The organism is Pantoea sp. WMus005, from assembly GCF_013415305.1.
GTDB lineage: Bacteria > Pseudomonadota > Gammaproteobacteria > Enterobacterales > Enterobacteriaceae > Pantoea > Pantoea rara.
Map to the genome: position 1 here is coordinate 1,483,277 of NZ_JACBXU010000001.1, position 21,685 is coordinate 1,504,961.

Annotated in this window: 28 protein-coding genes; 13 read left to right on the forward strand and 15 right to left on the reverse strand. The window is 55.3% G+C overall.

Translation table 11 applies throughout. The annotated features are described in order from the left end of the window. The 6 genes from HZZ01_RS06675 to HZZ01_RS06700 all read right to left on the reverse strand — a co-directional run bounded on the left by HZZ01_RS06675 (position 1) and on the right by HZZ01_RS06700 (position 6,069). Positions 1-945, reverse strand: a complete 945-nt coding sequence (locus HZZ01_RS06675; RefSeq protein ID WP_179896015.1) for a transketolase family protein — start codon at positions 943-945, stop codon at positions 1-3. Continuing rightward, positions 938-1,768 carry a transketolase gene (locus HZZ01_RS06680; protein WP_179896016.1) on the reverse strand — a complete coding sequence of 277 codons (831 nt, stop codon included), beginning with the start codon at positions 1,766-1,768 and terminating at the stop codon, positions 938-940. Before HZZ01_RS06680 ends, HZZ01_RS06675 begins: the two co-directional genes overlap by 8 nt. A gap of 134 nt (positions 1,769-1,902) precedes the next feature. Continuing rightward, a complete protein-coding gene (locus HZZ01_RS06685) occupies positions 1,903-3,009 on the reverse strand; it encodes an ABC transporter permease (protein ID WP_003851388.1) in 1,107 nt (368 codons plus the stop codon). A 2-nt stretch (positions 3,010-3,011) separates the two neighbouring features. Next, a complete protein-coding gene (locus HZZ01_RS06690; RefSeq protein WP_179897110.1) occupies positions 3,012-4,526 on the reverse strand; it encodes a sugar ABC transporter ATP-binding protein in 1,515 nt (504 codons plus the stop codon). Further along, positions 4,526-5,125: a DUF2291 family protein gene (locus HZZ01_RS06695; protein ID WP_179896017.1), complete on the reverse strand. Its 600-nt coding sequence runs from the start codon at positions 5,123-5,125 to the stop codon at positions 4,526-4,528. The genes HZZ01_RS06690 and HZZ01_RS06695 overlap by 1 nt, the downstream gene beginning before the upstream one ends. Positions 5,126-5,127: 2 nt before the next feature. Continuing rightward, positions 5,128-6,069: a D-ribose ABC transporter substrate-binding protein gene (locus tag HZZ01_RS06700; protein ID WP_179896018.1), complete on the reverse strand. Its 942-nt coding sequence runs from the start codon at positions 6,067-6,069 to the stop codon at positions 5,128-5,130. 183 nt (positions 6,070-6,252) lie between these two features. Here HZZ01_RS06700 and HZZ01_RS06705 point away from each other — a divergent pair, with 183 nt between their 5' ends. Beyond that, positions 6,253-7,209 carry a sugar-binding transcriptional regulator gene (locus tag HZZ01_RS06705; protein ID WP_179896019.1) on the forward strand — a complete coding sequence of 319 codons (957 nt, stop codon included), beginning with the start codon at positions 6,253-6,255 and terminating at the stop codon, positions 7,207-7,209. A gap of 7 nt (positions 7,210-7,216) precedes the next feature. Here HZZ01_RS06705 and emtA read toward each other — a convergent pair whose 3' ends face one another. Further along, on the reverse strand, positions 7,217-7,846 hold the full coding sequence (emtA, locus tag HZZ01_RS06710) for a membrane-bound lytic murein transglycosylase EmtA (protein WP_179896020.1): 630 nt from the start codon (positions 7,844-7,846) through the stop codon (positions 7,217-7,219). Between the two features lie 164 nt (positions 7,847-8,010). On the opposite strand from emtA, the gene ldcA reads away from it, so the two are divergent. Both ldcA and HZZ01_RS06720 read left to right on the forward strand, forming a co-directional pair. Continuing rightward, positions 8,011-8,934 (forward strand): muramoyltetrapeptide carboxypeptidase, encoded by a 924-nt coding sequence (ldcA, locus tag HZZ01_RS06715; RefSeq protein WP_179897112.1) that lies wholly within the window; start codon positions 8,011-8,013, stop codon positions 8,932-8,934. 22 nt (positions 8,935-8,956) lie between these two features. Continuing rightward, entirely contained in the window at positions 8,957-9,619 is a 663-nt protein-coding gene (locus HZZ01_RS06720; protein ID WP_179896021.1) for an MBL fold metallo-hydrolase, read from the forward strand. On the opposite strand, the gene HZZ01_RS06725 is transcribed toward HZZ01_RS06720, so the two are convergent. From HZZ01_RS06725 to HZZ01_RS06735, 3 genes are all read right to left on the reverse strand, one after another. Next, positions 9,620-10,033, reverse strand: coding sequence for an N-acetyltransferase (locus HZZ01_RS06725; RefSeq protein WP_179896022.1), 414 nt, complete (start codon positions 10,031-10,033; stop codon positions 9,620-9,622). 14 nt (positions 10,034-10,047) lie between these two features. Then, complete coding sequence (locus HZZ01_RS06730; RefSeq protein ID WP_179896023.1) at positions 10,048-10,431, reverse strand: hypothetical protein; 384 nt, start codon at positions 10,429-10,431, stop codon at positions 10,048-10,050. A gap of 184 nt (positions 10,432-10,615) precedes the next feature. Continuing rightward, entirely contained in the window at positions 10,616-10,795 is a 180-nt protein-coding gene (locus HZZ01_RS06735; RefSeq protein WP_179897114.1) for a hypothetical protein, read from the reverse strand. A 214-nt stretch (positions 10,796-11,009) separates the two neighbouring features. On the opposite strand from HZZ01_RS06735, the gene HZZ01_RS06740 reads away from it, so the two are divergent. The 3 genes from HZZ01_RS06740 to HZZ01_RS06750 all read left to right on the forward strand — a co-directional run bounded on the left by HZZ01_RS06740 (position 11,010) and on the right by HZZ01_RS06750 (position 12,993). Beyond that, positions 11,010-11,339, forward strand: coding sequence for a hypothetical protein (locus tag HZZ01_RS06740; protein WP_179896024.1), 330 nt, complete (start codon positions 11,010-11,012; stop codon positions 11,337-11,339). Between the two features lie 61 nt (positions 11,340-11,400). Then, positions 11,401-11,958 carry a hypothetical protein gene (locus HZZ01_RS06745; protein ID WP_179896025.1) on the forward strand — a complete coding sequence of 186 codons (558 nt, stop codon included), beginning with the start codon at positions 11,401-11,403 and terminating at the stop codon, positions 11,956-11,958. 24 nt (positions 11,959-11,982) lie between these two features. Beyond that, positions 11,983-12,993: a Ppx/GppA phosphatase family protein gene (locus HZZ01_RS06750; protein WP_179896026.1), complete on the forward strand. Its 1,011-nt coding sequence runs from the start codon at positions 11,983-11,985 to the stop codon at positions 12,991-12,993. Positions 12,994-13,009: 16 nt separating this feature from the next. Here the strand turns inward: HZZ01_RS06750 and HZZ01_RS06755 are convergent, their stop codons facing one another. Beyond that, positions 13,010-13,222 carry a DUF2767 family protein gene (locus HZZ01_RS06755; protein ID WP_179896027.1) on the reverse strand — a complete coding sequence of 71 codons (213 nt, stop codon included), beginning with the start codon at positions 13,220-13,222 and terminating at the stop codon, positions 13,010-13,012. A 187-nt stretch (positions 13,223-13,409) separates the two neighbouring features. Here HZZ01_RS06755 and HZZ01_RS06760 point away from each other — a divergent pair, with 187 nt between their 5' ends. The 4 genes from HZZ01_RS06760 (at position 13,410) to HZZ01_RS06775 (ending at position 15,748) form a co-directional block, all read left to right on the forward strand. Continuing rightward, positions 13,410-13,658 carry a YqjD family protein gene (locus HZZ01_RS06760; RefSeq protein ID WP_010246235.1) on the forward strand — a complete coding sequence of 83 codons (249 nt, stop codon included), beginning with the start codon at positions 13,410-13,412 and terminating at the stop codon, positions 13,656-13,658. 165 nt (positions 13,659-13,823) lie between these two features. Further along, positions 13,824-13,994, forward strand: coding sequence for a hypothetical protein (locus tag HZZ01_RS06765; RefSeq protein ID WP_179896028.1), 171 nt, complete (start codon positions 13,824-13,826; stop codon positions 13,992-13,994). A gap of 363 nt (positions 13,995-14,357) precedes the next feature. Continuing rightward, positions 14,358-15,419: a glycosyltransferase family 9 protein gene (locus HZZ01_RS06770; protein WP_179896029.1), complete on the forward strand. Its 1,062-nt coding sequence runs from the start codon at positions 14,358-14,360 to the stop codon at positions 15,417-15,419. Next, positions 15,419-15,748, forward strand: coding sequence for a DUF1493 family protein (locus HZZ01_RS06775; RefSeq protein ID WP_179896030.1), 330 nt, complete (start codon positions 15,419-15,421; stop codon positions 15,746-15,748). The genes HZZ01_RS06770 and HZZ01_RS06775 overlap by 1 nt, the downstream gene beginning before the upstream one ends. On the opposite strand, the gene HZZ01_RS06780 is transcribed toward HZZ01_RS06775, so the two are convergent. The 4 genes from HZZ01_RS06780 to icd form a co-directional block, all read right to left on the reverse strand. Beyond that, a complete protein-coding gene (locus tag HZZ01_RS06780; RefSeq protein WP_179896031.1) occupies positions 15,742-16,752 on the reverse strand; it encodes a glycosyltransferase family 9 protein in 1,011 nt (336 codons plus the stop codon). The two genes, HZZ01_RS06775 and HZZ01_RS06780, sit on opposite strands and share 7 nt — an antisense overlap. Positions 16,753-17,054: 302 nt before the next feature. Continuing rightward, positions 17,055-17,258, reverse strand: a complete 204-nt coding sequence (locus HZZ01_RS06785; protein WP_179896032.1) for a hypothetical protein — start codon at positions 17,256-17,258, stop codon at positions 17,055-17,057. A 162-nt stretch (positions 17,259-17,420) separates the two neighbouring features. After that, entirely contained in the window at positions 17,421-17,618 is a 198-nt protein-coding gene (locus HZZ01_RS06790; RefSeq protein WP_179896033.1) for a hypothetical protein, read from the reverse strand. Positions 17,619-17,962: 344 nt separating this feature from the next. Beyond that, positions 17,963-19,213, reverse strand: a complete 1,251-nt coding sequence (icd, locus tag HZZ01_RS06795; RefSeq protein ID WP_008925947.1) for an NADP-dependent isocitrate dehydrogenase — start codon at positions 19,211-19,213, stop codon at positions 17,963-17,965. 104 nt (positions 19,214-19,317) lie between these two features. Between icd and rluE the strand changes: the two genes are divergently transcribed. The 3 genes from rluE to mnmA are packed head-to-tail and all read left to right on the forward strand — an operon-like array spanning position 19,318 to position 21,653. Then, the gene (gene rluE / locus HZZ01_RS06800; protein WP_179896034.1) at positions 19,318-19,980 is read left to right on the forward strand and encodes a 23S rRNA pseudouridine(2457) synthase RluE; all 663 of its coding nucleotides are present in this window, start codon (positions 19,318-19,320) and stop codon (positions 19,978-19,980) included. A gap of 44 nt (positions 19,981-20,024) precedes the next feature. Further along, positions 20,025-20,498, forward strand: a complete 474-nt coding sequence (locus tag HZZ01_RS06805; RefSeq protein ID WP_179896035.1) for an NUDIX domain-containing protein — start codon at positions 20,025-20,027, stop codon at positions 20,496-20,498. 42 nt (positions 20,499-20,540) lie between these two features. Beyond that, positions 20,541-21,653 carry a tRNA 2-thiouridine(34) synthase MnmA gene (gene mnmA / locus HZZ01_RS06810; protein WP_179896036.1) on the forward strand — a complete coding sequence of 371 codons (1,113 nt, stop codon included), beginning with the start codon at positions 20,541-20,543 and terminating at the stop codon, positions 21,651-21,653. Positions 21,654-21,685: the final 32 nt, after the last annotated feature.

The window sequence follows — 21,685 nt, forward strand, 5'->3', positions numbered from 1 at the left end:
TTATGCTCCTGCGCAGAGGCGCGCTGCACGGTTAACCACGCTGCGTGCATCGATGCCATGATGGGCGCGGGTCGAGGCGCGATCGCCTGCAATCGCATATTCCCCATCCGGGATGCCGAGCCGTAACAACGGGATACCGCAGCCGCCTTCCGCCAGTACTTCGGCCACCAGGCTGCCGACACCGCCATTGATGTTGTGCTCTTCTACGGTAATCACCGCTGGGTAGTGATTTAGCAGGTTGCGCAGCTGTTGGGTATCACAGGGTCGAATCGATGGAACCGCGATCACACCGGCTGAAATGCCCTGTTCAGCCAGTTGCTCTGCGGCGTGAACCACCTCGTGAACCGTTGAGCCCATCGCCACCAGCGCGATATCACTGCCTTCCCGCAGCACATCGATCGCACCCGGTCTGAACTGATAACGTTCATCGTGCAGCTGCGGCAGATCTTTACCATCCAGACGGATATAAACCGGCCCGACATGCTCAAGGGCGTAGTCGATGATCTGGCGGCACTCCAGCGGGCAGGAAGGCGCATAGATCTCGATATTGCCGAAACCGCGCATCACCGCGATGTCATCAATGCTGTGGTGGGTGCTGGCTAACGGGCCATAGCTGGCCCCGGAATTCAGCCCGAACAGTTTGACGTTGGTGTTGTTGTAGCAGACATCGACTTTGACCTGCTCGTTGGCGCGTGACACCAGAAACGGCGCGGCGTTACAGGTTACGGCGACTTTGCCGCCCAACGCCAGACCGGCCGCCGTGCCCACCAGCGTCTGCTCAGCGATGCCGACATTAATCAGCCGGTCAGGGAACGCCTTGATAAAGGGCGCAATTTTGGCGGTTGAGGTTGAGTCGGCCACCACCGGCACCAGATCCACGCCGCGATTCACCGCGTCGATGAAAGCCGTTACCATAACGTTTGCTAAATGTTGTGCATTACTCATCTTTCAGTTCCTCCAGTGCCTGTGCGATCTCTTCGCCTTTCGGCACCCGGTGATGCCATTCTGCCTTGCTCTGGATAAAGGAGACGCCAAATCCCTTTTCGGTGTGCGCGACAATGACCTGCGGTTTACCGTTCTTCGACAGGTTTTCAATGGTGCTGACCACGTCCGCCATCGCATTGCCGTTGCATTCGGTGACCTCCAGTCCAAAAGCGCGCCATTTTTCCGGCAACGGATCGGTGTTCATGATGTCGCGGGTCGCGCCCGCCAGTTGCAGCTTGTTCTTGTCATTGATGATAATCAGGTTGTCGAGGCCGTAATGCGCCGCGACCAGTGCCGCTTCCCAGTTACTGCCTTCCGCCAGCTCACCATCGCCGGTCACCACAAAGATGCGGCGCGAACTGTTATCTTTTTTCGCCGCGATAGCGATGCCCACCGCCACCGGCAGCCCGTGACCCAGTGCGCCGGTGTTCAGCTCGACGCCCGGCGTTTTCTGCCGAACCGGATGGCCGGGCAGAGGCGAGTCGGCATGCTGATAGGTTGCCAGCCAGTCGGTCGGGAAGTAGCCCGCTTCTGCCAGCACGCAGTAATAGCCGCCCACTGCGTGCCCTTTCGACTGGATGTAGATGTCACGCTGATTGTCATCCGTGCGATCCGGCGCGCAGTTCAGAATGCGAAAGTAGAGCGCGGTGAGGATCTCCACCTGTGACAGATCAGCGCCGGTATGACCGCCTGCCGGACTGCCCGCGTTAAGCTGAATGATGCGGCGGCGGATAGCCCGCGCCCGGCGCTCAAGGTCATCGACCGGAAGATTGAAAGGATTCATACGCTACCTCTGAATTTTAAATCGATTATGAATATATATTCACATCGGTTAAAAAAATTTGTTTGCGAAACGTCCCCGTTAAACCGGGCAGACGGTTCTCTGCTCAGCAGTCCGAACCGCCCGGTTCAGCGCGTTCAGGATTTAGCCGGCGCCCCCTCCTCAATTAATGCTTTCTGAGCCACGACCGCCGCCTTCTGCTGCATCCGGCTCTGGGTCTGGTCGATGATGACCGCGATGATGATGACGATGCCTTTGATGACCATCTGCCAGAATTCACTTACGCCCATCATGATCAGGCCATCCGCCAGGAAGCCGATGACGAACGCGCCAATCAGCGTGCCGACAATCGTGCCGCGTCCGCCCGCCAGCGAGGTGCCGCCCAGCACCACGGCAGCAATCGCATTCATTTCAAACGCGGTGCCGTTCGCCGGATGGCTGGCGACCAGCTGCGAGGAGACCACGATGCCGGCAATCGCCGCGCAGAAGCCCGACAGGGTGTAGACCAGAATCTTCACCTGCCGGGTTTTCACGCCCGACAGTTCAGCGGCGCGTTCGTTGTCGCCGATGGCATAAACCTGACGGCCAAACGGCAGACGTCGGGCGATGTAGGCGATCACCAGCGCCAGCACCACCATCATCCAGATGGCGTAAGGCAGCCCGAGAAAAGTCCCGGCACCAATCCGATCAAAGCCGGTATTGCCCAGCAGCGGATTGCCCTGCAAACCGGGAAAGGTCTCGCCGCCCGACGTGAGCATCGCCGCGCCGCGCAGGATATACATGGTGCCCAGAGTGCAGATAAAGGGGGCGACGTTGTAGCGGGTAATAATCCAGCCATTGCCCGCGCCAATCAGCGCCCCGATTAACAGCACCACCGGCACAATCACCCAGACGCTGGGGAAGATGGCGATGCCAAACATCGGCAGCACAATCCCTTTGGTGATCAGCCAGCCGGCAATCATGCCGCACAGCCCCAGCGTCGCCCCAATCGACAGGTCAATGCCGGCGGTGATAATGACAAAGGTGATGCCCAGTGCCAGAAAGGCGTTGATGGCGATGTGTTTCACCATGATCACCAGACTACCGGTGGCGAGAAAGTCTGGCACCGTGATGGCAAAGAAGCCGACGATCAGAATCAGCGCAATAAAAGTGCGCAGCTTCAGAAGCAGCAGCAGAATGCTTTCGCGTGAACTGAACGCTTTCGCCGGAAGTGTATTCAGCGCGACGCTGTTATTGCTTTTCATGCTCAGAACCCCTGCGCACTTGCTTTCACCAGCGCTGCCTCTTCCGCCTGGTCGCGGGGAAGGTCAGCCGTAAGTTTGCCGCCCGACATCACCAGGATGCGATCGGCTACCGCCATAATCTCTTTGAGGTCGGAGGTGGAGAACAGCACCGCAATTCCCTGCTGCGACAGCGCCACCATCATGCGAAACACCTCGGCTTTAGCCCCGACATCAATGCCTCGACTGGGCTCATCCAGCAGCAGCAGACGCGGATTGGTGAGCAGCGCGCGGCCAATCACCACTTTCTGCTGGTTGCCGCCACTCAGCGCGCTGATGGCGACGTCCGGTGAGGAGATTTTGATCGCCAGGTTGCCCACCGTCTGGTTTACCGCCTGCTGCTCCGCCTGATGCGCAATGGCAAAGCGGTGCGACAGTCGCCGCCACAGGCTGGCGATAGTGAGGTTACTGGCAACCGACGAGACCGGAAAAATGCCGGCGCGTTTACGATCTTCGGGCACCAGACTCATGCCCATGCGGATGCGATCGGCGGTGGGCAGGCGGGTGGGCAGCGGTTTACTGTCGAGCCACAGCTTACCCAGATAGTGACGCTGCGTGCCTAGCAGACACTCAAACAGCTCGGTGCGGCCCGCCCCCATCAGCCCGTAAATGCCGACAATTTCCCCGGCCCGCACCTGAAAACTGACGTCATCGACCAGGGTATTGCCGTTGGGGCTGACGCAGGTGATGTGCTGCGCCTCAAGAACCGGCGCGCCAGACTCACGCTTATCCGGCAGGAAGGTGGTGATCGGCTCACTGCCGAGCATCTCGCGAACGATCCACGGCACATCGATGGTGCTGACCGCCGCTTCCGCCTGAAAGCGTCCGTCGCGCAGAATGGTAATTACGTCGCCAATCGCCATCAGCTCTTCCAGCCGGTGGGAGATATAGATAAGGGTGACGCCCTGCTGCGTCAGGTCGCGGATCACCCGGAACAGGATCTCCACTTCGGTTTTACTCAGCGCCGAGGTCGGCTCGTCAAGGATCAGGATGTCTGCATCTTCTGCCAGTGCTTTAGCGATCTCCACCAGCTGCTGCTGACCCACTTTGAGATTGCCGACCCGCTCACCGGGCGAAATTGGCTGGTCGAGACGCGCCATCAGTGCAGCGGTGCGCCGTGCCTGCTCCGCCTCATTGATCGGCGCCAGGCCACGCTGGATCTCCCGGCCCAGAAAGAGGTTCTCCGCCACGGTAAGGTTTTCGAACAGATTCAGCTCCTGATGCACCATGCCGATGCCGTGCCGGGCGGCGTCGCGGGTGCTGCTCAGCGTCAGCGGCTCGCCATTCAGGAACAGCGAGCCGGCGGTAGGCTGCTGCACGCCCGCCAGAATCTTCATCAGGGTCGATTTGCCCGCGCCGTTTTCACCGATGATGACGTTAACTTTGCCGCGCCAGACCCGGTAGTCGACACGATCAAGGGCCAGCGTGCCGGGAAACAGCATTGAGATCTGTTCGGCCCGCAGAATGATCTCATCCTCCATCATGGCGTCCCCCGCTTCAGCTCAACCGCTACCACTTCTTCAATGCTGTTCTGTCCGATACTCACGGCCAGCAGCGCCTGCACTGGCTGATTGACCCAGCTGGCATCCAGCGGCGGCAACTGCTTCACCGCATGACGGTTCAGCGCACGGGTCAGCTGAGCGTATTGCACCTGATTAGTGAACTCTTCAAAACGGAAACCGGCGGCATCCCGGATAGCATTACTGCGCAGCACCGGGCCGACGCTGACCGCCACCGGCTTGCCGTTGATCATCAGCGTCAGCGTGCGTTCACGCGGGTTACTTTCATCAAAGGCGCTGGCCGTGCCGCTGGCCCGTACAAAGACGCTTTCACGCCCGCCGGGTTTAACCGTCTGACTTTTTGCCTCCATGTCAGCCCAGCTCAGCGTGTGGCTGTTTGCGCTGGTCATCACGCGCGGCTGCCAGGTCTCCTCCGCAATCTGCTGCGGCGTCTGGGTGACATAGCTGGGTTTCGCGTGCGGATCCTTTGGCATGATCGGGTTACCGTCCGCATCCAGATCCACCACGGTGCAGGCGCTGAGTAACGCCATCCCGGTCAATACCGCCAGTATCCGTTTCATGGTTATTTCGCCAGATTGAAGTTTTTCAGCTTCGCGGCGTTGCTTTCATCAATCAGCACGCAGTCCATCAGTTGCTTCTCCTGCTTCTGCGCTTTGCCGTTCTTCAGGTAGTAATCCGCCTGCGTGACCGCCATCTGCGCCTGATCCCAGCCCGGCTGCAGTACCGTCGCTTTGATGTTGCCTTTGTTGAGGATGGAATCGCGGGTGTAGTCGCTGCCGTCAAAGCCCACCACGATCACCGATGTTTTTCCGGCGGCTTTCAGCGCGGCCTCCGCGCCCAACGCCATGGTGTCGTTGCCGGAGATCACACCCACGATGTTGGGGTGTTTCTGCAGCAGGGTTTCCATGCGGCTGAAGGCTTCAGTCTGGCTCCAGTTGGCGCTCTGCTGCGCCACCATCTTCATGTCGGTGTAGTCATCCAGCACATCGTGATAGCCCTGCGAACGCACGCCCGCGTTGGTGTCAGACTCCTTGCCCAGCAGTTCAACGTAGTCCCCTTTGCCGCCCAGCAATTTGGCAAATTTCTCTGCGCCCAGCTGCGCGCCCTGGTAATTATTGGAGACGATCTGTGCCACGGCGATGCCGGTTTTGTTGATCTCCCGGTCAATCAGGAAAACAGGAATACCGGCATCTTTGGCTTTCTGCACCGGTCCGACGGTGGCGTCCGCACCGGCGTTATCCAGAATGATGGCTTTAGCTTTGCGACCAATTGCGGTCTCAATCAGCTGATTTTGTTTGTTAACATCATCGTCGTGCGACGCCACCAGCGTGGCGTAACCCAGCTCTTTGGCTTTGGCCAGGGCGCCTTCTGCCTCGGCTTTAAAGAAAGGGTTGTCATGGGATGGGGTGATAATCGCCAGCAGGCCTTGCTCCGCCGCCAGCGCCGTTGCAGAAAAAGCGATCATTGAAGCCAGCAGGGTCAGTTTAATCAGAGGACGAGTCATTATTATTCTCCGCTTGAATATATATTCACATGCGATTTTATATGCATAATGACTATGCGCCTGCGCTGACGCGCCGTCCAATGCGCGATCGTCAAAAAGCGAAAACGATCACAAATTCGCCCGCGTTGTGATTTTGATCTTCCTGGTTAACAATACCGGGCAGATTCAGAGAAGGAAAAACCGATGGCAAAACAGGATGAACAGCGACTGATGGTGAAGATTGCCACCCTTTACTATGTCGAAGGGTTGAAGCAGTCAGAGATTGCGCAGTCGCTGACCCTATCGCAGTCGTTTGTCTCACGCATTCTTAATCGCAGCGTGAAAGAGGGTGTGGTCAAGATCAGTGTGGTGCCACCGGCTAACGTCTATCCGGAGCTGGAAAAGGCGATTGAGCAGACTTATAACCTGCCGCAGGCGATTGTGGTGGATGTGCCGGATCAGGCGTCATCGCTGCAGATTAAGCAGGCGATTGGATCGGCGGCCGCTCACTATCTGGAAACCCGGCTGCGTAATGATGAGCTGATTGGCATTTCGTCGTGGAGCGGGACTATCCGGGCGATGGTGGATGCACTGCATCCGCTTAACAGCGCGTGCAAAGGGGTGATTCAGCTGCTGGGCGGCGTCGGGGCCAACGGCAACGTGCAGGCGACAATTCTGACGCAGAACCTGGCGGCGCTCCTGAACTGCCCCGCCTGGCTTCTGCCGTCGCAGTCGATTGAGCATTCGGTCAGCGACCGCCAGCGCCTGTCGGCCAACGCAGAGGTGGCCGAGGTGCTGAGTAAATTTGAACAGGTCGATCTGGCGATTGTCGGCATCGGCGATCTGGAGCCGTCGGCACTGCTGCGCAATTCAGGCAACTACTACGATGGCAAAATGCTGCAGACGCTGGCGGCGCGCGGCGCGGTTGGCGATATCTGCCTGCACTATTTTGACGCCTGCGGGCAGCCGGTGCTGAAAGCCGAAGAAGATCCGGTCATTGGAATGGAGCTGGCGCAGGTGAAACAGTGTCCGCAGGTTGTGGGTCTGGCAGGTGGACGGGAGAAAGCGCAGGCGATTCGCGGTGCGCTGCTGGGTGGCTACATCAAGGTGTTAATCATCGACTATCCCACGGCGCGGCTGCTGCTCACGCCGCAGGATTAATCATCGATCAGATGTTGCGGTAAGCCGTGGTGACTTTCCACAGATAGCGTGGTGCCTGCGCCGCCGGATGCTTGTTCTGAACATGCTGATAGAACTCATCCGGTGACATGGCGTTGATCATCGCAATGGCCCGATCGCGATCGCCAGAGAAGGTACGCAGCAACGCGCCTGCGCCGTTGGCGTAAGAGACGATAGTGGCGTAGCGCAGCGTCAGCGGATCACGAATGCCCGACAACGCGGAATTCTGCAGAATACGAATATAGGCGGTGCCGATATCGATGTTTTTGGCCGGATCGCGCAACTCCGAATTCGACGGCTGGCCACGACGTCCCAGCGTGCGATAGACTTCGCGTCCGGCAGTCGACGCTTTAATCTGCATCAGTCCCACCGCATTGGAACGGCTCACTACGCCCGGATTTCCACCCGACTCGACACTGATAATGGCGCTGATTAACTTCTCATCAACGCCATAATGACTGGCGGCATCTTCGGTAAACATTGCCCAGGTACCATTCACGCTGGACGGCGGTGCCTGCGTTAGCGGCGTGTTGCGTTGCTTAACGGCCTGGTGCGGTGGCTCGCTGGCACAGCCGGTCAGGAGTAACGCCGTGAGTATAAGGTGTCGGATTTTCAGCAATTTTTCATCTCGTGGCTGTGGTAGCGAATGCTATCATACCCATGCAGCCTGAGAGCAAAATTACCGTTTATCCTAAATGCACGAAAATGCGGCGCGTACCGTGACTTCAGCGGGGCTTTTCGCCATCATCGCCGTAAGTCAGACGCTCACAGCAGGAAAGTATGATGATTTCACGTTCAATTCGTCTTATCTCCCCCTCCGGTTACTGTCACAACCAGCCTGCGGCACTGCAGGGTATTGCGCGACTGCGCGCGGCGGGCCATCAGGTAGAGAACGCGCAGGTGATCACCCGCCGTTTTCAGCGTTTCGCAGGCACAGACGCAGAGCGCCTCGCAGATATCAACCAGCTTGCCAGCCTCAGCACCCTGCCCGACGTGGTGCTGGCGGTACGTGGCGGCTACGGAGCCAGCCGGTTACTGGAATCCATCGACTACATCGGCCTGCAGCGCCGTCTGCTGAATCAGCCGGTAGCGCTGTGCGGCCACAGCGATTTCACCGTGATTCAGCTGGCGTTACTGGCGCAGGTCGGCCTGATTACTTTTAGCGCGCCGATGCTGGCAGGTAACTTCGGTGCCGCGACCTTATCTGAATTTACCCTTCACCACTTCTGGCAGGCACTGACATCACCTACAGTAGAGGTGAAATGGCAGAGCGAAACGCCAGATCAGGGCGAATGGCGGGGCACGCTGTGGGGCGGAAATCTGGCGATGATCTGCTCTCTGATTGGCACGCCGTGGATGCCGCAGATCGACAACGGCATTCTGGTAATCGAGGATGTGAATGAGCATCCGTTCCGCATTGAACGCATGCTGATACAACTGCAGCAGAGCGGCATTCTGGCGCGCCAGCGGGCGATCGTTACCGGCAGCTTCACCAGCACGGCCCTGACTGAGTATGACAATGGATTTGACTTCAATACCGTCTGGCAGCACGTGCGTGATATCACCGGTCTGCCGGTGATCAGTGGATTAGATTTTGGTCATGCCGCGGACACCGTCACACTGCCGCTGGGCGCCAGCGCACGATTAGCGGTCAACCAGGGCAACGCCCATTTGCAGGCGACCGGGCATCCCGCCCTGCGGGAATAGAGAGCGTTTCAGGAGATCGACATTGAAGCCGTTGTATGACGATTTGTGGATCTCAACCCCGGAATTTCCGGTGGAAGATGCCGTTAATGACCTGATGATGCATGGCTTTATGCTGCGTCATCCTCGCGGCAATCTGCTGATTGGCCGCATAGAAAACCCACTTGATCATGAAGTGATTGCCGAGTCCGGTGGTGCCATTCGCCACTATCTGACTCACTGGCACGAATCCGCACCCGGTGCGGCAGTGATCCAGCAGCGCTTTAGCAGCGCGCTGTATTGCCATAGCCGATCGCTGGGCCCTATCAGCCGTTTTGCTGAGCCAGATGACACCTTTACGCACCAGGAAACGCACTTCGGAGATTTCCATCTGCTGCCAACACCTGGACATACGCCTGGCAGCTGCAGCTATCTCTATAGCTCGCCGCTGGGGCTGACCTATCTGTTTGTTGGCGATGCCGTGACGCGTTCTCATGACAACTGGATCTCGGTGCTGGTGCCGGACAGTAATCCGGCTGAGCTAAGCCAGACGCTGGAGTTTTATCGATCGCTGCGTCCCGACGTGGTGCTGATGAGTACCACGCGCGGGCATCTCTCCTGGAAAAAAGTCACGCTGCAAAGCTGGCTGGCGGCGATTGATGAAGCAGAACAGCATCCGCTGGATTTGCGTGAGAAGCCGATATTCTGATTACAAATGTTTAGTCAGATAGTGCCGCTGATGATGATCCACGTAGTCCGCCAGCGTGAGCCGCAGGGTGTAGCCGCGTTTTTCATAAAACGGCCGCGCCTGAAAACTGGTGGTATCGACCTGTGCATAGCGGCAGCCGCGATCCCGCGCCTCCTGCTCGGCGGCCTGCATCAGTTTGCTGCCTGCACCCTGCCCGCGTAGCGCCTCACTCACCCACAGCATATCAATGCGCAGCCAGCTGCCGGTGGTTGAGCCGGTCAGTCCGGCCAGCTTTCTGCCCTGCTCATCACGAATAAACACCCCAATCGACCTGATCACATCCACATCAAAAAATTTGCTGTTATACGCATTCAGGCCAAGACGGACCTCATCCAGATCCTGCGCGGTAACATTGTCGGTAATCTCAGGTTGCATAGTGGCTCCCGGGGTTAACTGTCGGAACGCTGACGATCGTCGTAGTGCTCCAGGCTCAATGCATCCACATCGCGTTTTTCGGTGCGGCTGCAGGGCAGCAGTTTATCGCTATCACGGTAGACAAAGAAGGTCGCCTGGGTGCGCTGGTTCACAATCAGCTGATCGCCATTGCGAAAGCGGGTAATCGCGACCTGATCGCCCGCCTCCAGGCGGGTACGCTGCTGACCTGCGGCAATCTGGAAGTGGTTGTCAGGCCACATCAGCGTCGTTAAACCATATTCGGCACGTGATACGGTCATGGTCGCCCGGCCTGGACAGTTAAGCTGAAATTCGGTTTCGCTCCAGGCGGGTGCGATGTGACAGGCCAGCAGGCCCAGGGCAATTAACGCTGCCTTCATGCTGTGTCTCCGCTGATTTTATTAGGGATTTTGAGCTTAACACATGAAATGCAGATGCGTGGCGTCAGGGAAATGAAACTAAGACCATTAAAAGATGGAATTGCCGTGCGAAAAAAGCTGAAAGTTGAGAAAATATAAAGTAATCCGGCCAGCCTGACAGACTGCCCTGCTGGCCGGATAGTGATTATTCAGCGGCCACCTCAGCGGCCACTAACATCAGCGCCAGCCCGGCATTCTCGGTATCATAAGCCTGCATCGCTGCACGAATATCCGCGGAACACGCGATCACCTGTTGCTTCTTTTCGGCTTCTAACTGGTCAATCGCATGCCGAATAATCATTAGACTTGCTTCTTCTTCTTTCATCATTTATCCCTGAATTTGCCTAAGTGGTGCGCAAAGGAGCAAAGAATAACGTTTAATGATAAGCAAAGTCACCCCTTTACATTCCTGTTGCTTAACCTTTAAACAAATCACAAACCGGAAGCGTAGCCGAAACTGCTATGATTAGGGGATTGAGGGCGTGGAAGGATAGACTCTGCGCCAGAAAACTCCCAGGGATTGAAGCAGGTAAAAAATCATGATGCGATTCAGCATTTTTATCCTTATCGCGATGCTGACTGGATGTTCATCTGGCCCGAAAGGGGTGGAATGTCCAGGTGAGGTCTCGACAATTTATGGCCAGTCGATGGGGCAAACCCAGGGCGTGATTTTTGATCTGGTTAACAGCTTCACCGTCACCCGGGATAATGTCAGCGTGAAGAGTGGTCCGCTGCAGTCGCTGGATCGGTTTAAATATGTCCCGTCTGCGGTGACACCTGAAGGCTTCTATGCACAGCGCTTGTCAGATAAGCAGTTCCGCCTGATTAATCCTTACCAGAACACCCAAATCACCTGGACCTGTCCATAAGGGATGAATCCTGCTGCCAGATGGTTTATTGTCAGGAAACGTCAAGCAGCAGGTCTCCCCGATGGAAAAGCGTCTGGATAACAACGGTTATATCGACTTCCCCTTCCCTGCCACCCGCAATGCGGACGGCTCTGTAAATCCATGTGGCTTTGATCTGACGCTGGAAACCGGTCGCCTTGAAGAGATCGCGGTGCTGAACCGCTCAGCGAATCTGCGGCGGCTGGTTGAGGAGATCAATTTGCAGGAGGGGCTATTTATGACGCTGGCCTGCGACTGGCGGCAGCAGACCGATGCGGTCTGTGGCTTTGTTGATGTGGCTTTTCGTCCCGATCTGCCGCAACACGGGCACGAGGAGGCACTGCAGCTGGAAGCGAGTTTTTACCGCTACCTTAGCGGGCAGGAGAAGCAACATCAGATGCCTGCGGAGACGCTGGTCAATTATGCCCGTTCGGTTCTGGACTGGAGCTGGTCGCCGCTGCGTCAGCGTCAGCGCAATTATGAAAAGATCACCATACAGTTCTATTGTCCGCAGGCGGATGACGCCGAATGGTGTTTTGATCATCTGCGTCATTTCCTGGTGAGCGTTTATCCGGCCTGCGTCGCTGCCCGTTCACTCTGAATTCCCTCTGCTCCCGGAGTCGCTATGCGTTCTGCTGCGCTGTCTGTTTTCACGCTGTTCTGCTCCCTGCTTTTTACTACTGCGGCCCAGGCCGATCACTGCCAGCAAATTCGCGCCGGTCTGGACATCGGTTCCGGCACGACCAAAATAGCGGTGGCCCGCGTCAACGTCTGTCAGCTACGCATCGAAAAAGTGCTGTATCAGGATCAGCGCGCCATAGCCTGGAATGACGCTTTGGCTCATTCTGCGGATAACCAGCTCAATCCGGCGATCACTCAGGAAGGCGCTGCCGCTCTCCAGCAGTTAGTTGAGCACGCACAGCGCTTTCATCCCCAGCGAATCAGCGGCGTAGCCACGGCGGTGTTCCGCAACGCCAGCAACGGTCAGGCCGTCATTGACGCGTTGCAGCGCCAGAGCGATGCGCACATCAGCATTATTTCGCAGCAGCAGGAGGCGAAACTCGGTTTTCTTTCTGCTAAAGCTGCGCTGAACGATCCGTCGATTCGTGATGAGCAGTTGCTGGTCTGGGATATTGGCGGCGGGTCAATGCAGATGACCACCTGGCGACAGCAGGCGGGCAAGCCGGTGGCCGATATCTATCAGGGCAAACTGGCCTCGGTGACACTGAAAAATTTTATTCTGACGGTGCTGAAGAACACCCCGGAGGCCAGTTCTCCCAATCCGATTGGCTCGTGGCGACAGTCGGTGCTGCGCTTTGTGCAGTTTTACGCGGCTAATGAGGTCAGCCCGCAGATTAAACAGGATGTGGCGAGCAGACGGGTGATTGGCATCGGGGGCGTGCACGGTTTTTCTATTCGCAATCAGCTACCGGGCAAACCCAGCCGCTATACGCTGGCGGCATTAAGCAAGCTGTCGCAGCAGCAGGTCTGGAAAGGCGACAGCGAGCTGTCTGGCGACTACCGTACCACCGACGTCAGCAACCTGTTGCTGGTGGAAGGCTATATGCAGGCGCTGAAAATCAATGAGGTCACGATTGTTGAGGCCAGCCTGATTCAGGGCGTGCTGCTGCAGTAGCGCGGCCCTCTTTCCTCTATACCTCGTGTTTGACCAGCCGGATGGCATGATCCAGCATCCGCTGCTCATCCCGCTCACTGTGGGCACGCTGCTGTCGGGTACGTTTGAGCAGGTCGTAGATTTCGCCACGTCGGGTGTCATGGCCGCGTTCCATTAGCACAATCACTGCATCGCCAATCACCCGACAGACTTCGTCATAGTCGTCATCACTCAGTGCATCACGTTTCATCGCTTCTCCTCCGGCTTTGGTTGCCTGTGCCGCCATTTCAAAGGCTAGACAGGAAATGGCGGGGCCGCAATCATCGCGCCATTAACAGCCAGAAATGATTTTTTAGCCCGATATTCCTCTCTGGAAGAGCAGAATTCACTATCTTTGCTACGCTTTGAGGGTCTCACTCAAAACCAAGGAGCAATAAATGTCAGGAAAAATCGAAGATAAAGTAAAAGAAGCCGCTGGCGCAGTTCAGGAACAATGGGGTGCAGCAACCGGTTCATCTGAGCATCAGGCTAAAGGCGCAGCACGCCGTTACACCAACCAGGCAAGCTATGCTGCCCGCGATGCTGCTGACTGTATCAAGGATCAGGTTCAATCCAATCCTGTTGCAGGTCTGGCCGTTGCTGCAGGCGTTGGCGTATTTATCGGCTTCCTGCTGGGCCGCAAGTAATAGCGCTGAACGTCAACAGAACGGGAGCCAATGGCTTCCGTTTTTTTTTCGCCCGATGCGCCTCGTCCGCTGAGAAACATCTGAAAGATAAGCCTTATCAGGTCAGCTCGCGGTGAGATTCTATGCTTAGTTACGTTCTCTTTCTGACAACATCAAGGTGACCTTATGAAAACGATTTCTGCTCTGCTGCTGGTTGCAGCAACTTTCACTACCCTGGCGGGCTGCTCGCAGAAGAGCGACGCGATTAAAGAGGATGGCCGCCCGCATGCGCCAAGCGGTCAGTCTTCACCAGGCGGTACGCTGGGTTCCGGCCCGGTGGGTCAGCCTCAGTCGTAATCCCCTGCCCCGGCATGCGTGCCGGGGTGTGTTTATAACCCTCTTTTCTTACTACATAGAACACATAAAATAAAACCGCTAATAATTACCACCCTATTAATATTCTCAGCAATTAAATAAATTACCCTTTTTTATTCTTATAAGAATCATCCCATCTCTTTTCAATAAGTCCCTACTCCCTTTACAAAATTCTGTATATATACGCCGAATAAACAACATTAAAATTGTGGAAACAATTTAAACAAATATTCTACGGATATAAAAAAACAATTCTCCATAATGAACTTTAGCCGTAATAATATTCTCTAATAACTCACAACACCCTTTGTTAAATATTATTAATACGTTCAAGAGAATTCAGACGTGAAGAAAAAAAAGATTTATCTGATAGACCGACTTTTAACGCTTTATTCTCGATTTTCCAGCAGAACAACACCGCAGGCCTTGCAGACACTGGCACCCGCGACGGTGGTGATTTACTCCACCACGGCACTGGGCGACTTTCTGATGAATACGCCAGCTATCTGGAGCCTGAAAAACCGCTTTCCCACCAGTAAATTCGTTCTGGTCTCCAGCAAGAAAAATAAAGACCTGGTCAGCCGTTATAACTGGTTCGATAAGATTTATATCTGGGATAACAAAATTGCGAATTTTCTGCCATTGTTTTTCAAACTGCGCCGCCATAAGCCTGACTTGTCAGTGATATTACACGCCCATTTCCCGTACGATATTATGAGCTCAGTACTGACCGGCAGTAAGACGATTGTACGCGACCATTACGGCAGCGAATCACCTCTGTTAAATAAATATCTCGATCACTACTCAGGCTATTTCGACGACCATACCATCAAGCGTAAGCTGAAACTGATTGAAGCCCTGGGCGCAGAAAATGAGCAGACCCGGATGCACCTGCCAGAGCTGAAAAACGCACCGACTGAAAAGGCTGACCATCGCCGTATCGGTTTTCAGTTAGGGGCATCAAAAGATATTCGCCGCTGGCCGCTGGCCTCGTTCAGCCAGCTGGCGACAGCGTTGCTTGAGCGCTGGCCTGATACTGAGATTATCGTTACCGGCACAGCCGCTGAGCAGCCTCTTGAGAAACAATTTATCGAAAGCCTGCCACTGCACTGCCGTGCGCGCGTGACGCCGATGGCAGGAAAAACGAACCTCAGCGGCCTGATTAGTCTGATCCAGACGCTGGATGTGCTGGTCACCGGTGATACCGGTCCGCTGCACATCGCCGTGGCCGCGCAGACGCCGACGGTCAGCCTGTTCTCCACCGCCAATCCGCGCTATACCGGCCCCTGCCAGGACAGCGATCGCCACATCATTATTCACCGTCCGGATAAAACCTCGTCACAGCATCCAATGTCAACTATCAAAGCCGATGAGGTTGAGCAGGCTGTGGTTAAGCTGGTGGGGTAATGAACGATCTTTCTCAGGCCATTATTGCGCTGATTGAATACCACAATCAGCCAACCTTACCGGGCTGGTTCCGCAAAGTGGATCGGGCAGGCTTTCATCTGCAGCAGTTGCCATTGAGTGAGGTGGAATTTGCCATTCTGATGAGCGATTTTTTTAGCAGCTTCGGTGTCTGCTCTGAGCATTATGATGAAAATCGCTATTTCCCGGCGTCGCACACGCGGCGTTTCATACCCGCCGGATGGTTTAACGCAGGCGCATATTGTCCACTAACAGTAGCGATGCTGTGTGAAGCGGCCAGCCTTGGACGCTGGCCTGAAGAGGATCACTGAATAAAGGTGTGGACGAAGGCGTCATAAACCTCGCGACTACTCAGCGCGTTGACCTCACGTGACGCTGGTTGCAGTACCTGATAGTTAACCTGCCAGGGATGCCAGCACGCCGGATCGCTGTCGCCAAACAGTGCCACCACCGGTAATCCCAGCGCGGCACCAATATGCATTGCGCCGCCATCACTGCTCACCAGCCCCTGACACAACGACATGGCCGCAATCAGTTGCGGCAGGTTGGTGGTTGCTACCGCCTTGACAGGCAGATGCGGGCAGAGCGCCATAATTTCACGCGCCTTTTCATCATCACCTGGATGACGCGGATTATCACGGCTGCCAGGTGACCACAGCAGCATAATCTGGCAGGCATGGTGGGCCGCGATTTTTTCAATCAGCCCCGCAAATCGGGTGGTTTCCCACTGCTGGCTCGGCTTACGGGCGCTGATTTGTAATGCATAGACTGGCATGGCGGAATCGATTGAGTAGGTGTCACGCAGGCTGGCCGCAATGGCCGTATCCGGCCGCAGCGTCAGTTTTCCTGGCGCGACGGCGCTGAGATTGAAAGGCCGTCCCAGGCTGAACAGGGTTTCACTGATATGGCACGGAGACTGACCGGGCGGCGGTAACAGATCGGTAATCAGCGGATGCGATTGTTCACCCAGGGCAATGACTCTGGCGGGGCGCACAATTTTCACCCACTTCAGACCATGCTGATCCCAGCGGCTTTTTGCCAGAATCACCGCATCATAACGTTGTTTTTTCAGGGTCAGCATCAGCTTCACTCGCTGGAGTACACACGCCAGGCGGCCCTGCCCTGACTCACGGTGATGCAACTTGGTGTAAAAGAAGAGCTGCCGGATATCGGGATTATGCTGCAATACGGGCGCAGCGTAATTGTTGGTCAGCACATCGACCTGGTGCTGGCCCGACTGCGCCAGCGCACTAATTAGCGGCGTGGTCAGTAAGGTATCGCCAATATTATCCCGACAAATAATTAAAACCTGCATGTCTGACATCCTCTGCGCACAGGCTAGGCCGTACTGGCTGAATAAAAGTGAGACTCGCCCGGTTACCGTTCTGAAAACGATAACGTAACGGTATAGTCAGCAAATTAGTCAGCCTGGTGTCAGATTGGTTCAATGCTAGCGGTAATGTTAAAATGCGGTGCCCGCACAAATGACCCGCAACCTGTCTGAATGATTAGCGGGTCTATTGATTTAAAAAAGGGGCGCTGTCTGGTCAGCGTAAAGGCGGAGAAAAAGCCACCGGGGACGGCCTGAGGCTGCCGCCCCGCCTGTTTCGGCCTCTCTCAGCCAGCACGCTTCGTCAGCAGGGAAATAGCTAAGGTCATCACGGATTCCGGTTCCGGGTTCATGCCGATAAACATTTGATGAATTTTTTCAGAAATGGCTTCACGGGTTATGGGTTTATCTTCAGTCACAATTTCTATCACAGCCTGCCCAAATAGCAGTCGACATGCTGCAATGGCATCATTTAGCGCGTCATCATCCATAATATCCTCCCTGTTTATTGGCAGAAGAGTACACATCTGCGGCAACAGGATCATGCCCACCTGTTCTTTTTGCGGCACAGGTTACAAAAATGAATCAGCTGTAAAAAGCAGATAGCCCGGCCAACACTTTCCATGCCGGGCGTTCACCTGTTACAAAGGTTATTAACAGAGTGTGTCGTTTAATAAATCAAGTGCAACGTTGTAAATCAGCGCAGGCTGGGCATCGGGTAACATTGCCATGATTTTTTCTTCAAGTGCGCGGTTAGTAACCGGTTGATTATCGGCTAATAATTCCAGCGCTGCCTGACCAAACATCAGGCGGCAGATATAAATCGCGTCTTTCGTATATTTAGCGTCCATAACGACTCCTTATGAGTGAGCTATTACAGTAGCGATATTCAGACAAGAACGAATGACAGATCTGCTGTCTCTCTCTTTTTATACAGTGGCATCGGCTAATGCAAATTACAGAAATATTAAAATGTGATGCAGTGGAAATTAATTTATTAGCATGCTGTTCAGGAAAGGACTTTTGCAATGCGGTGTGAATACATTAAGTACGCATTATTTTCTGCAATTACAGGGAATACATCTGCTGAATACGCAGTGAGTGAGGAGTCGGCGCAAAGGGAACGCAAACGCGTGAACAGCAGACATAAAAAAAGCCCGCATCGCGTTTAACGCGATGCGGGCTTAAACAGACATTACATATTTTCGATGATCGCGTCACCAAACTCTGAACATTTCAGCAGTTTAGCGCCATCCATCAGGCGTTCGAAATCGTAAGTCACGGTCTTGTTAGCGATAGCGCCTTCAACACCTTTAACAATCAGGTCTGCCGCTTCGAACCACTCCATGTGACGCAGCATCATTTCTGCAGACAGGATGACTGAACCTGGGTTCACTTTATCCTGACCGGCATACTTAGGTGCTGTACCGTGAGTCGCTTCGAACAGTGCACATTCGTCACCGATGTTAGCGCCTGGGGCGATACCGATACCGCCAACCTGCGCCGCCAGGGCGTCAGAGATGTAGTCACCGTTCAGGTTCATACAGGCGATAACGTCATATTCGGCCGGACGCAGCAGGATCTGTTGCAGGAATGCATCTGCAATCACATCTTTAACAATGATCTCTTTGCCGGTGTTCGGGTTTTTGAACTTCATCCACGGGCCGCCGTCGATCAGTTCGCCGCCGAACTCTTCTTTCACTAACTGGTATCCCCAGTCTTTGAAAGAGCCTTCGGTGAACTTCATGATGTTGCCTTTGTGAACCAGGGTCAGTGAATCACGATCGTTAGTGATGGTGTATTCCACTGCCGCGCGCACCAGACGTTTGGTACCCGCTTCTGAACACGGCTTAACGCCGATACCGCACTGCTCAGGGAAGCGAATTTTCTTCACGCCCATTTCTTCGCGCAAGAACTTGATCACTTTGTCCGCTTCAGCAGAACCCGCTTTCCACTCGATACCCGCATAGATATCTTCGGAGTTTTCACGGAAGATCACCATGTCGGTCTCTTCAGGGCGTTTAACCGGGCTTGGCGTGCCTTTGTAGTAACGTACCGGACGCAGGCAGACGTAGAGGTCAAGCTCCTGACGCAGGGCAACGTTCAGGGAACGAATACCGCCGCCGACCGGGGTGGTCAGTGGGCCTTTGATGGCCACGCGATATTCTTTGATTAAGTCGAGCGTTTCCTGTGGCAGCCAGACATCCTGGCCGTAGAGTTCAACTGACTTCTCACCGGTGTAAATCTCCATCCAGGAGATCTTACGCTCGCCGTTGTAGGCTTTCTTCACCGCCGCGTCGACGACTTTCAGCATGACCGGGGAAACATCAACACCGATACCATCACCCTCAATGTAAGGAATGACTGGGTTATTTGGCACTGTAAGCTTGCCCTGATTCAGGGTGATTTTCTGACCTTCCGCCGGAACAACTACTTTGCTTTCCATTAACCTCTCCTGGGCGTTTGTTAATGATTTGTAAGATGCGCGTCAATACTACTTGAATATTTCCGCCACGCCAATCACTGCAATTTCACGTTATAATGCGCCGAATGTCTCTTACTGCAAAGCCCATGCGAAAAACAACTCAACGAATTCACCAGGATAAACGATTCAGCCGCCCGACGCGTGATGCACGGCGTGGCCCTGCCCGCCCTGTGACTCCGCGCCGTGTGATTTTGTTTAACAAACCGTTCGACGTCCTGCCACAGTTCACCGATGAAGCGGGCCGCCGCACACTGAAGGATTTTGTCAGCGTCGCAGAGGTCTATGCCGCAGGCCGACTTGATCGCGACAGCGAAGGTTTGATGGTGCTGACCAACGACGGCGCCCTGCAGGCCGCGCTGACTCAGCCCGGCAAACGGACCGGCAAGATCTATTATGTGCAGGTGGAAGGCGAACCACAGGAGGCGGATCTGCAGCCTCTGCGGGATGGGGTTAATCTGAAAGATGGGTTGACCCTGCCCGCGGGCATAGAGAAAGTGGCTGAGCCTCAGTGGCTTTGGCCACGTCAGCCGCCGATCCGCGAGCGTAAAAATATCCCGACGCAGTGGCTGAAAGTGACGCTGTATGAAGGACGTAATCGTCAGGTGCGCCGGATGACCGCTCATATCGGCTTCCCTACTTTACGATTAATCCGCTACGCCATGGGACGCTATACGCTCGACGATCTGGCTTCCGGTGTGTGGCGCGACGTCAGTGATAGCATTCCCTGAGAACGTGTTTTTTATAACCTCAGGTTAACAATTGCGGAGAAGAGATGTTTAAACCTCATGTTACTGTCGCCTGCCTGGTTCAGGCCGAAAGTGAATTGCTGGTGGTGGAAGAGACGATCAACGGTCGAGCCACCTGGAACCAGCCTGCCGGACATCTCGAAGCGGATGAAACACTGCTGGAAGCTGCTGAACGCGAACTCTATGAAGAGACCGGTATTGCGGCTTCGATGCACTATTTCATCGGGATAAACCAGTGGATCGCCCCCGACAGTACGCCTTTTGTGCGTTTTCTGTTTGGCGTTGATCTGGCGGAAAAAGCGCCCACTCAGCCGCAGGACAGCGACATCGCTTGTTGCTGGTGGCTACCGCCAGCGCAGATTCTCACTGCGTCTAACCTGCGTTCGCCGCTGGTTGCGGAAAGCGTACGGCTGTGGCAACAGGGCACGCGCTACCCCTTACATCTGGTCAGCCCGTTCCAGTGGCCGTTTCACGAGGGTGCGCGCCTGCCTTCTGCATGATAGAATGCGCCGCCTGTTTTTTTATCGTAATGCGAGCGTGTCATGTCTGACAACAGCCAGAAAAAAGTGATCGTCGGTATGTCCGGCGGCGTCGATTCTTCCGTTTCCGCCTGGTTACTGCAGCAGCAGGGTTACCAGGTTGAAGGCCTGTTCATGAAGAACTGGGAGGAGGACGATGGCGAGGAGTATTGTACCGCCGCGGACGATCTGGCGGATGCGCAAGCGGTGTGCGACAAGCTGGGTATGAAGCTGCACAAAGTTAACTTTGCAGCTGAATACTGGGATAACGTCTTTGAGCATTTCCTCGAAGAGTACAAAGCAGGCCGCACGCCTAACCCCGACATCCTCTGCAACAAAGAGATCAAATTCAAAGCGTTCCTGGAGTTCGCCGCAGAGGACCTGGGCGCAGATTTCATCGCCACAGGCCACTACGTGCGTCGCCATGACGTGGACGGCCAGAGCCAGCTATTACGCGGTCTGGATGGCAACAAAGATCAGAGCTACTTCCTCTATACCCTCAGCCACCAGCAGATTGCCCAAAGTCTGTTTCCGGTCGGCGAGCTGGAAAAACCGGAAGTGCGCCGCATTGCCGAACAGCTGGACCTGATCACCGCGAAGAAGAAAGATTCGACCGGCATCTGCTTTATCGGCGAACGCAAATTCCGCGACTTCCTGGCGCGCTATCTTCCGGCCCAGCCGGGCGAGATTGAAACCACGGAAGGCCAGATCGTCGGTGAACATCAGGGGCTGATGTACCATACTCTGGGACAGCGTAAAGGCCTGGGTATTGGCGGCCTGAAAGAGAGCAAAGATGATCCCTGGTATGTGGTTGATAAAGATGTGGCTCGGAACCGCCTGATTGTCGCCCAGGGCGGCGATCATCCGCGTCTGATGTCTGTTGGCCTGATTGCGCAGCAGCTGCACTGGGTTGATCGCACGCCTGTTGCCGGGCCGCTTCGCTGCACCGTGAAAACCCGCTATCGTCAGACCGATATTCCCTGTGAGATTATTCCACACGGCGACGATCGGATTGAAGTGCGCTTCGACGAACCCGTTGCTGCGGTTACGCCGGGTCAGTCTGCGGTATTTTACCTTGGCGACGTCTGCCTGGGTGGCGGTATTATCGAACAGCGCCTGCCGTTAGTGGCAGAGTAAGCGGGCTTAGCCCGCGTTGATGACGCGTAAAC

What these genes read in the sequence shown, in the direction of transcription:
- HZZ01_RS06675 (WP_179896015.1), bottom strand. Translation starts at nt 945, where the DNA reads ATGAGTAATGCACAACATTTAGCAAACGTTATGGTAACGGCTTTCATC.
- HZZ01_RS06680 (WP_179896016.1), bottom strand. Translation starts at nt 1,768, where the DNA reads ATGAATCCTTTCAATCTTCCGGTCGATGACCTTGAGCGCCGGGCGCGG.
- HZZ01_RS06685 (WP_003851388.1), bottom strand. Translation starts at nt 3,009, where the DNA reads ATGAAAAGCAATAACAGCGTCGCGCTGAATACACTTCCGGCGAAAGCG.
- HZZ01_RS06690 (WP_179897110.1), bottom strand. Translation starts at nt 4,526, where the DNA reads ATGGAGGATGAGATCATTCTGCGGGCCGAACAGATCTCAATGCTGTTT.
- HZZ01_RS06695 (WP_179896017.1), bottom strand. Translation starts at nt 5,125, where the DNA reads ATGAAACGGATACTGGCGGTATTGACCGGGATGGCGTTACTCAGCGCC.
- HZZ01_RS06700 (WP_179896018.1), bottom strand. Translation starts at nt 6,069, where the DNA reads ATGACTCGTCCTCTGATTAAACTGACCCTGCTGGCTTCAATGATCGCT.
- HZZ01_RS06705 (WP_179896019.1), top strand. Translation starts at nt 6,253, where the DNA reads ATGGCAAAACAGGATGAACAGCGACTGATGGTGAAGATTGCCACCCTT.
- ldcA (WP_179897112.1), top strand. Translation starts at nt 8,011, where the DNA reads ATGATTTCACGTTCAATTCGTCTTATCTCCCCCTCCGGTTACTGTCAC.
- HZZ01_RS06725 (WP_179896022.1), bottom strand. Translation starts at nt 10,033, where the DNA reads ATGCAACCTGAGATTACCGACAATGTTACCGCGCAGGATCTGGATGAG.
- HZZ01_RS06730 (WP_179896023.1), bottom strand. Translation starts at nt 10,431, where the DNA reads ATGAAGGCAGCGTTAATTGCCCTGGGCCTGCTGGCCTGTCACATCGCA.
- HZZ01_RS06735 (WP_179897114.1), bottom strand. Translation starts at nt 10,795, where the DNA reads ATGAAAGAAGAAGAAGCAAGTCTAATGATTATTCGGCATGCGATTGAC.
- HZZ01_RS06740 (WP_179896024.1), top strand. Translation starts at nt 11,010, where the DNA reads ATGATGCGATTCAGCATTTTTATCCTTATCGCGATGCTGACTGGATGT.
- HZZ01_RS06745 (WP_179896025.1), top strand. Translation starts at nt 11,401, where the DNA reads ATGGAAAAGCGTCTGGATAACAACGGTTATATCGACTTCCCCTTCCCT.
- HZZ01_RS06750 (WP_179896026.1), top strand. Translation starts at nt 11,983, where the DNA reads ATGCGTTCTGCTGCGCTGTCTGTTTTCACGCTGTTCTGCTCCCTGCTT.
- HZZ01_RS06755 (WP_179896027.1), bottom strand. Translation starts at nt 13,222, where the DNA reads ATGAAACGTGATGCACTGAGTGATGACGACTATGACGAAGTCTGTCGG.
- HZZ01_RS06760 (WP_010246235.1), top strand. Translation starts at nt 13,410, where the DNA reads ATGTCAGGAAAAATCGAAGATAAAGTAAAAGAAGCCGCTGGCGCAGTT.
- HZZ01_RS06765 (WP_179896028.1), top strand. Translation starts at nt 13,824, where the DNA reads ATGAAAACGATTTCTGCTCTGCTGCTGGTTGCAGCAACTTTCACTACC.
- HZZ01_RS06775 (WP_179896030.1), top strand. Translation starts at nt 15,419, where the DNA reads ATGAACGATCTTTCTCAGGCCATTATTGCGCTGATTGAATACCACAAT.
- HZZ01_RS06780 (WP_179896031.1), bottom strand. Translation starts at nt 16,752, where the DNA reads ATGCAGGTTTTAATTATTTGTCGGGATAATATTGGCGATACCTTACTG.
- HZZ01_RS06785 (WP_179896032.1), bottom strand. Translation starts at nt 17,258, where the DNA reads ATGGATGATGACGCGCTAAATGATGCCATTGCAGCATGTCGACTGCTA.
- HZZ01_RS06790 (WP_179896033.1), bottom strand. Translation starts at nt 17,618, where the DNA reads ATGGACGCTAAATATACGAAAGACGCGATTTATATCTGCCGCCTGATG.
- icd (WP_008925947.1), bottom strand. Translation starts at nt 19,213, where the DNA reads ATGGAAAGCAAAGTAGTTGTTCCGGCGGAAGGTCAGAAAATCACCCTG.
- rluE (WP_179896034.1), top strand. Translation starts at nt 19,318, where the DNA reads ATGTCTCTTACTGCAAAGCCCATGCGAAAAACAACTCAACGAATTCAC.
- HZZ01_RS06805 (WP_179896035.1), top strand. Translation starts at nt 20,025, where the DNA reads ATGTTTAAACCTCATGTTACTGTCGCCTGCCTGGTTCAGGCCGAAAGT.
- mnmA (WP_179896036.1), top strand. Translation starts at nt 20,541, where the DNA reads ATGTCTGACAACAGCCAGAAAAAAGTGATCGTCGGTATGTCCGGCGGC.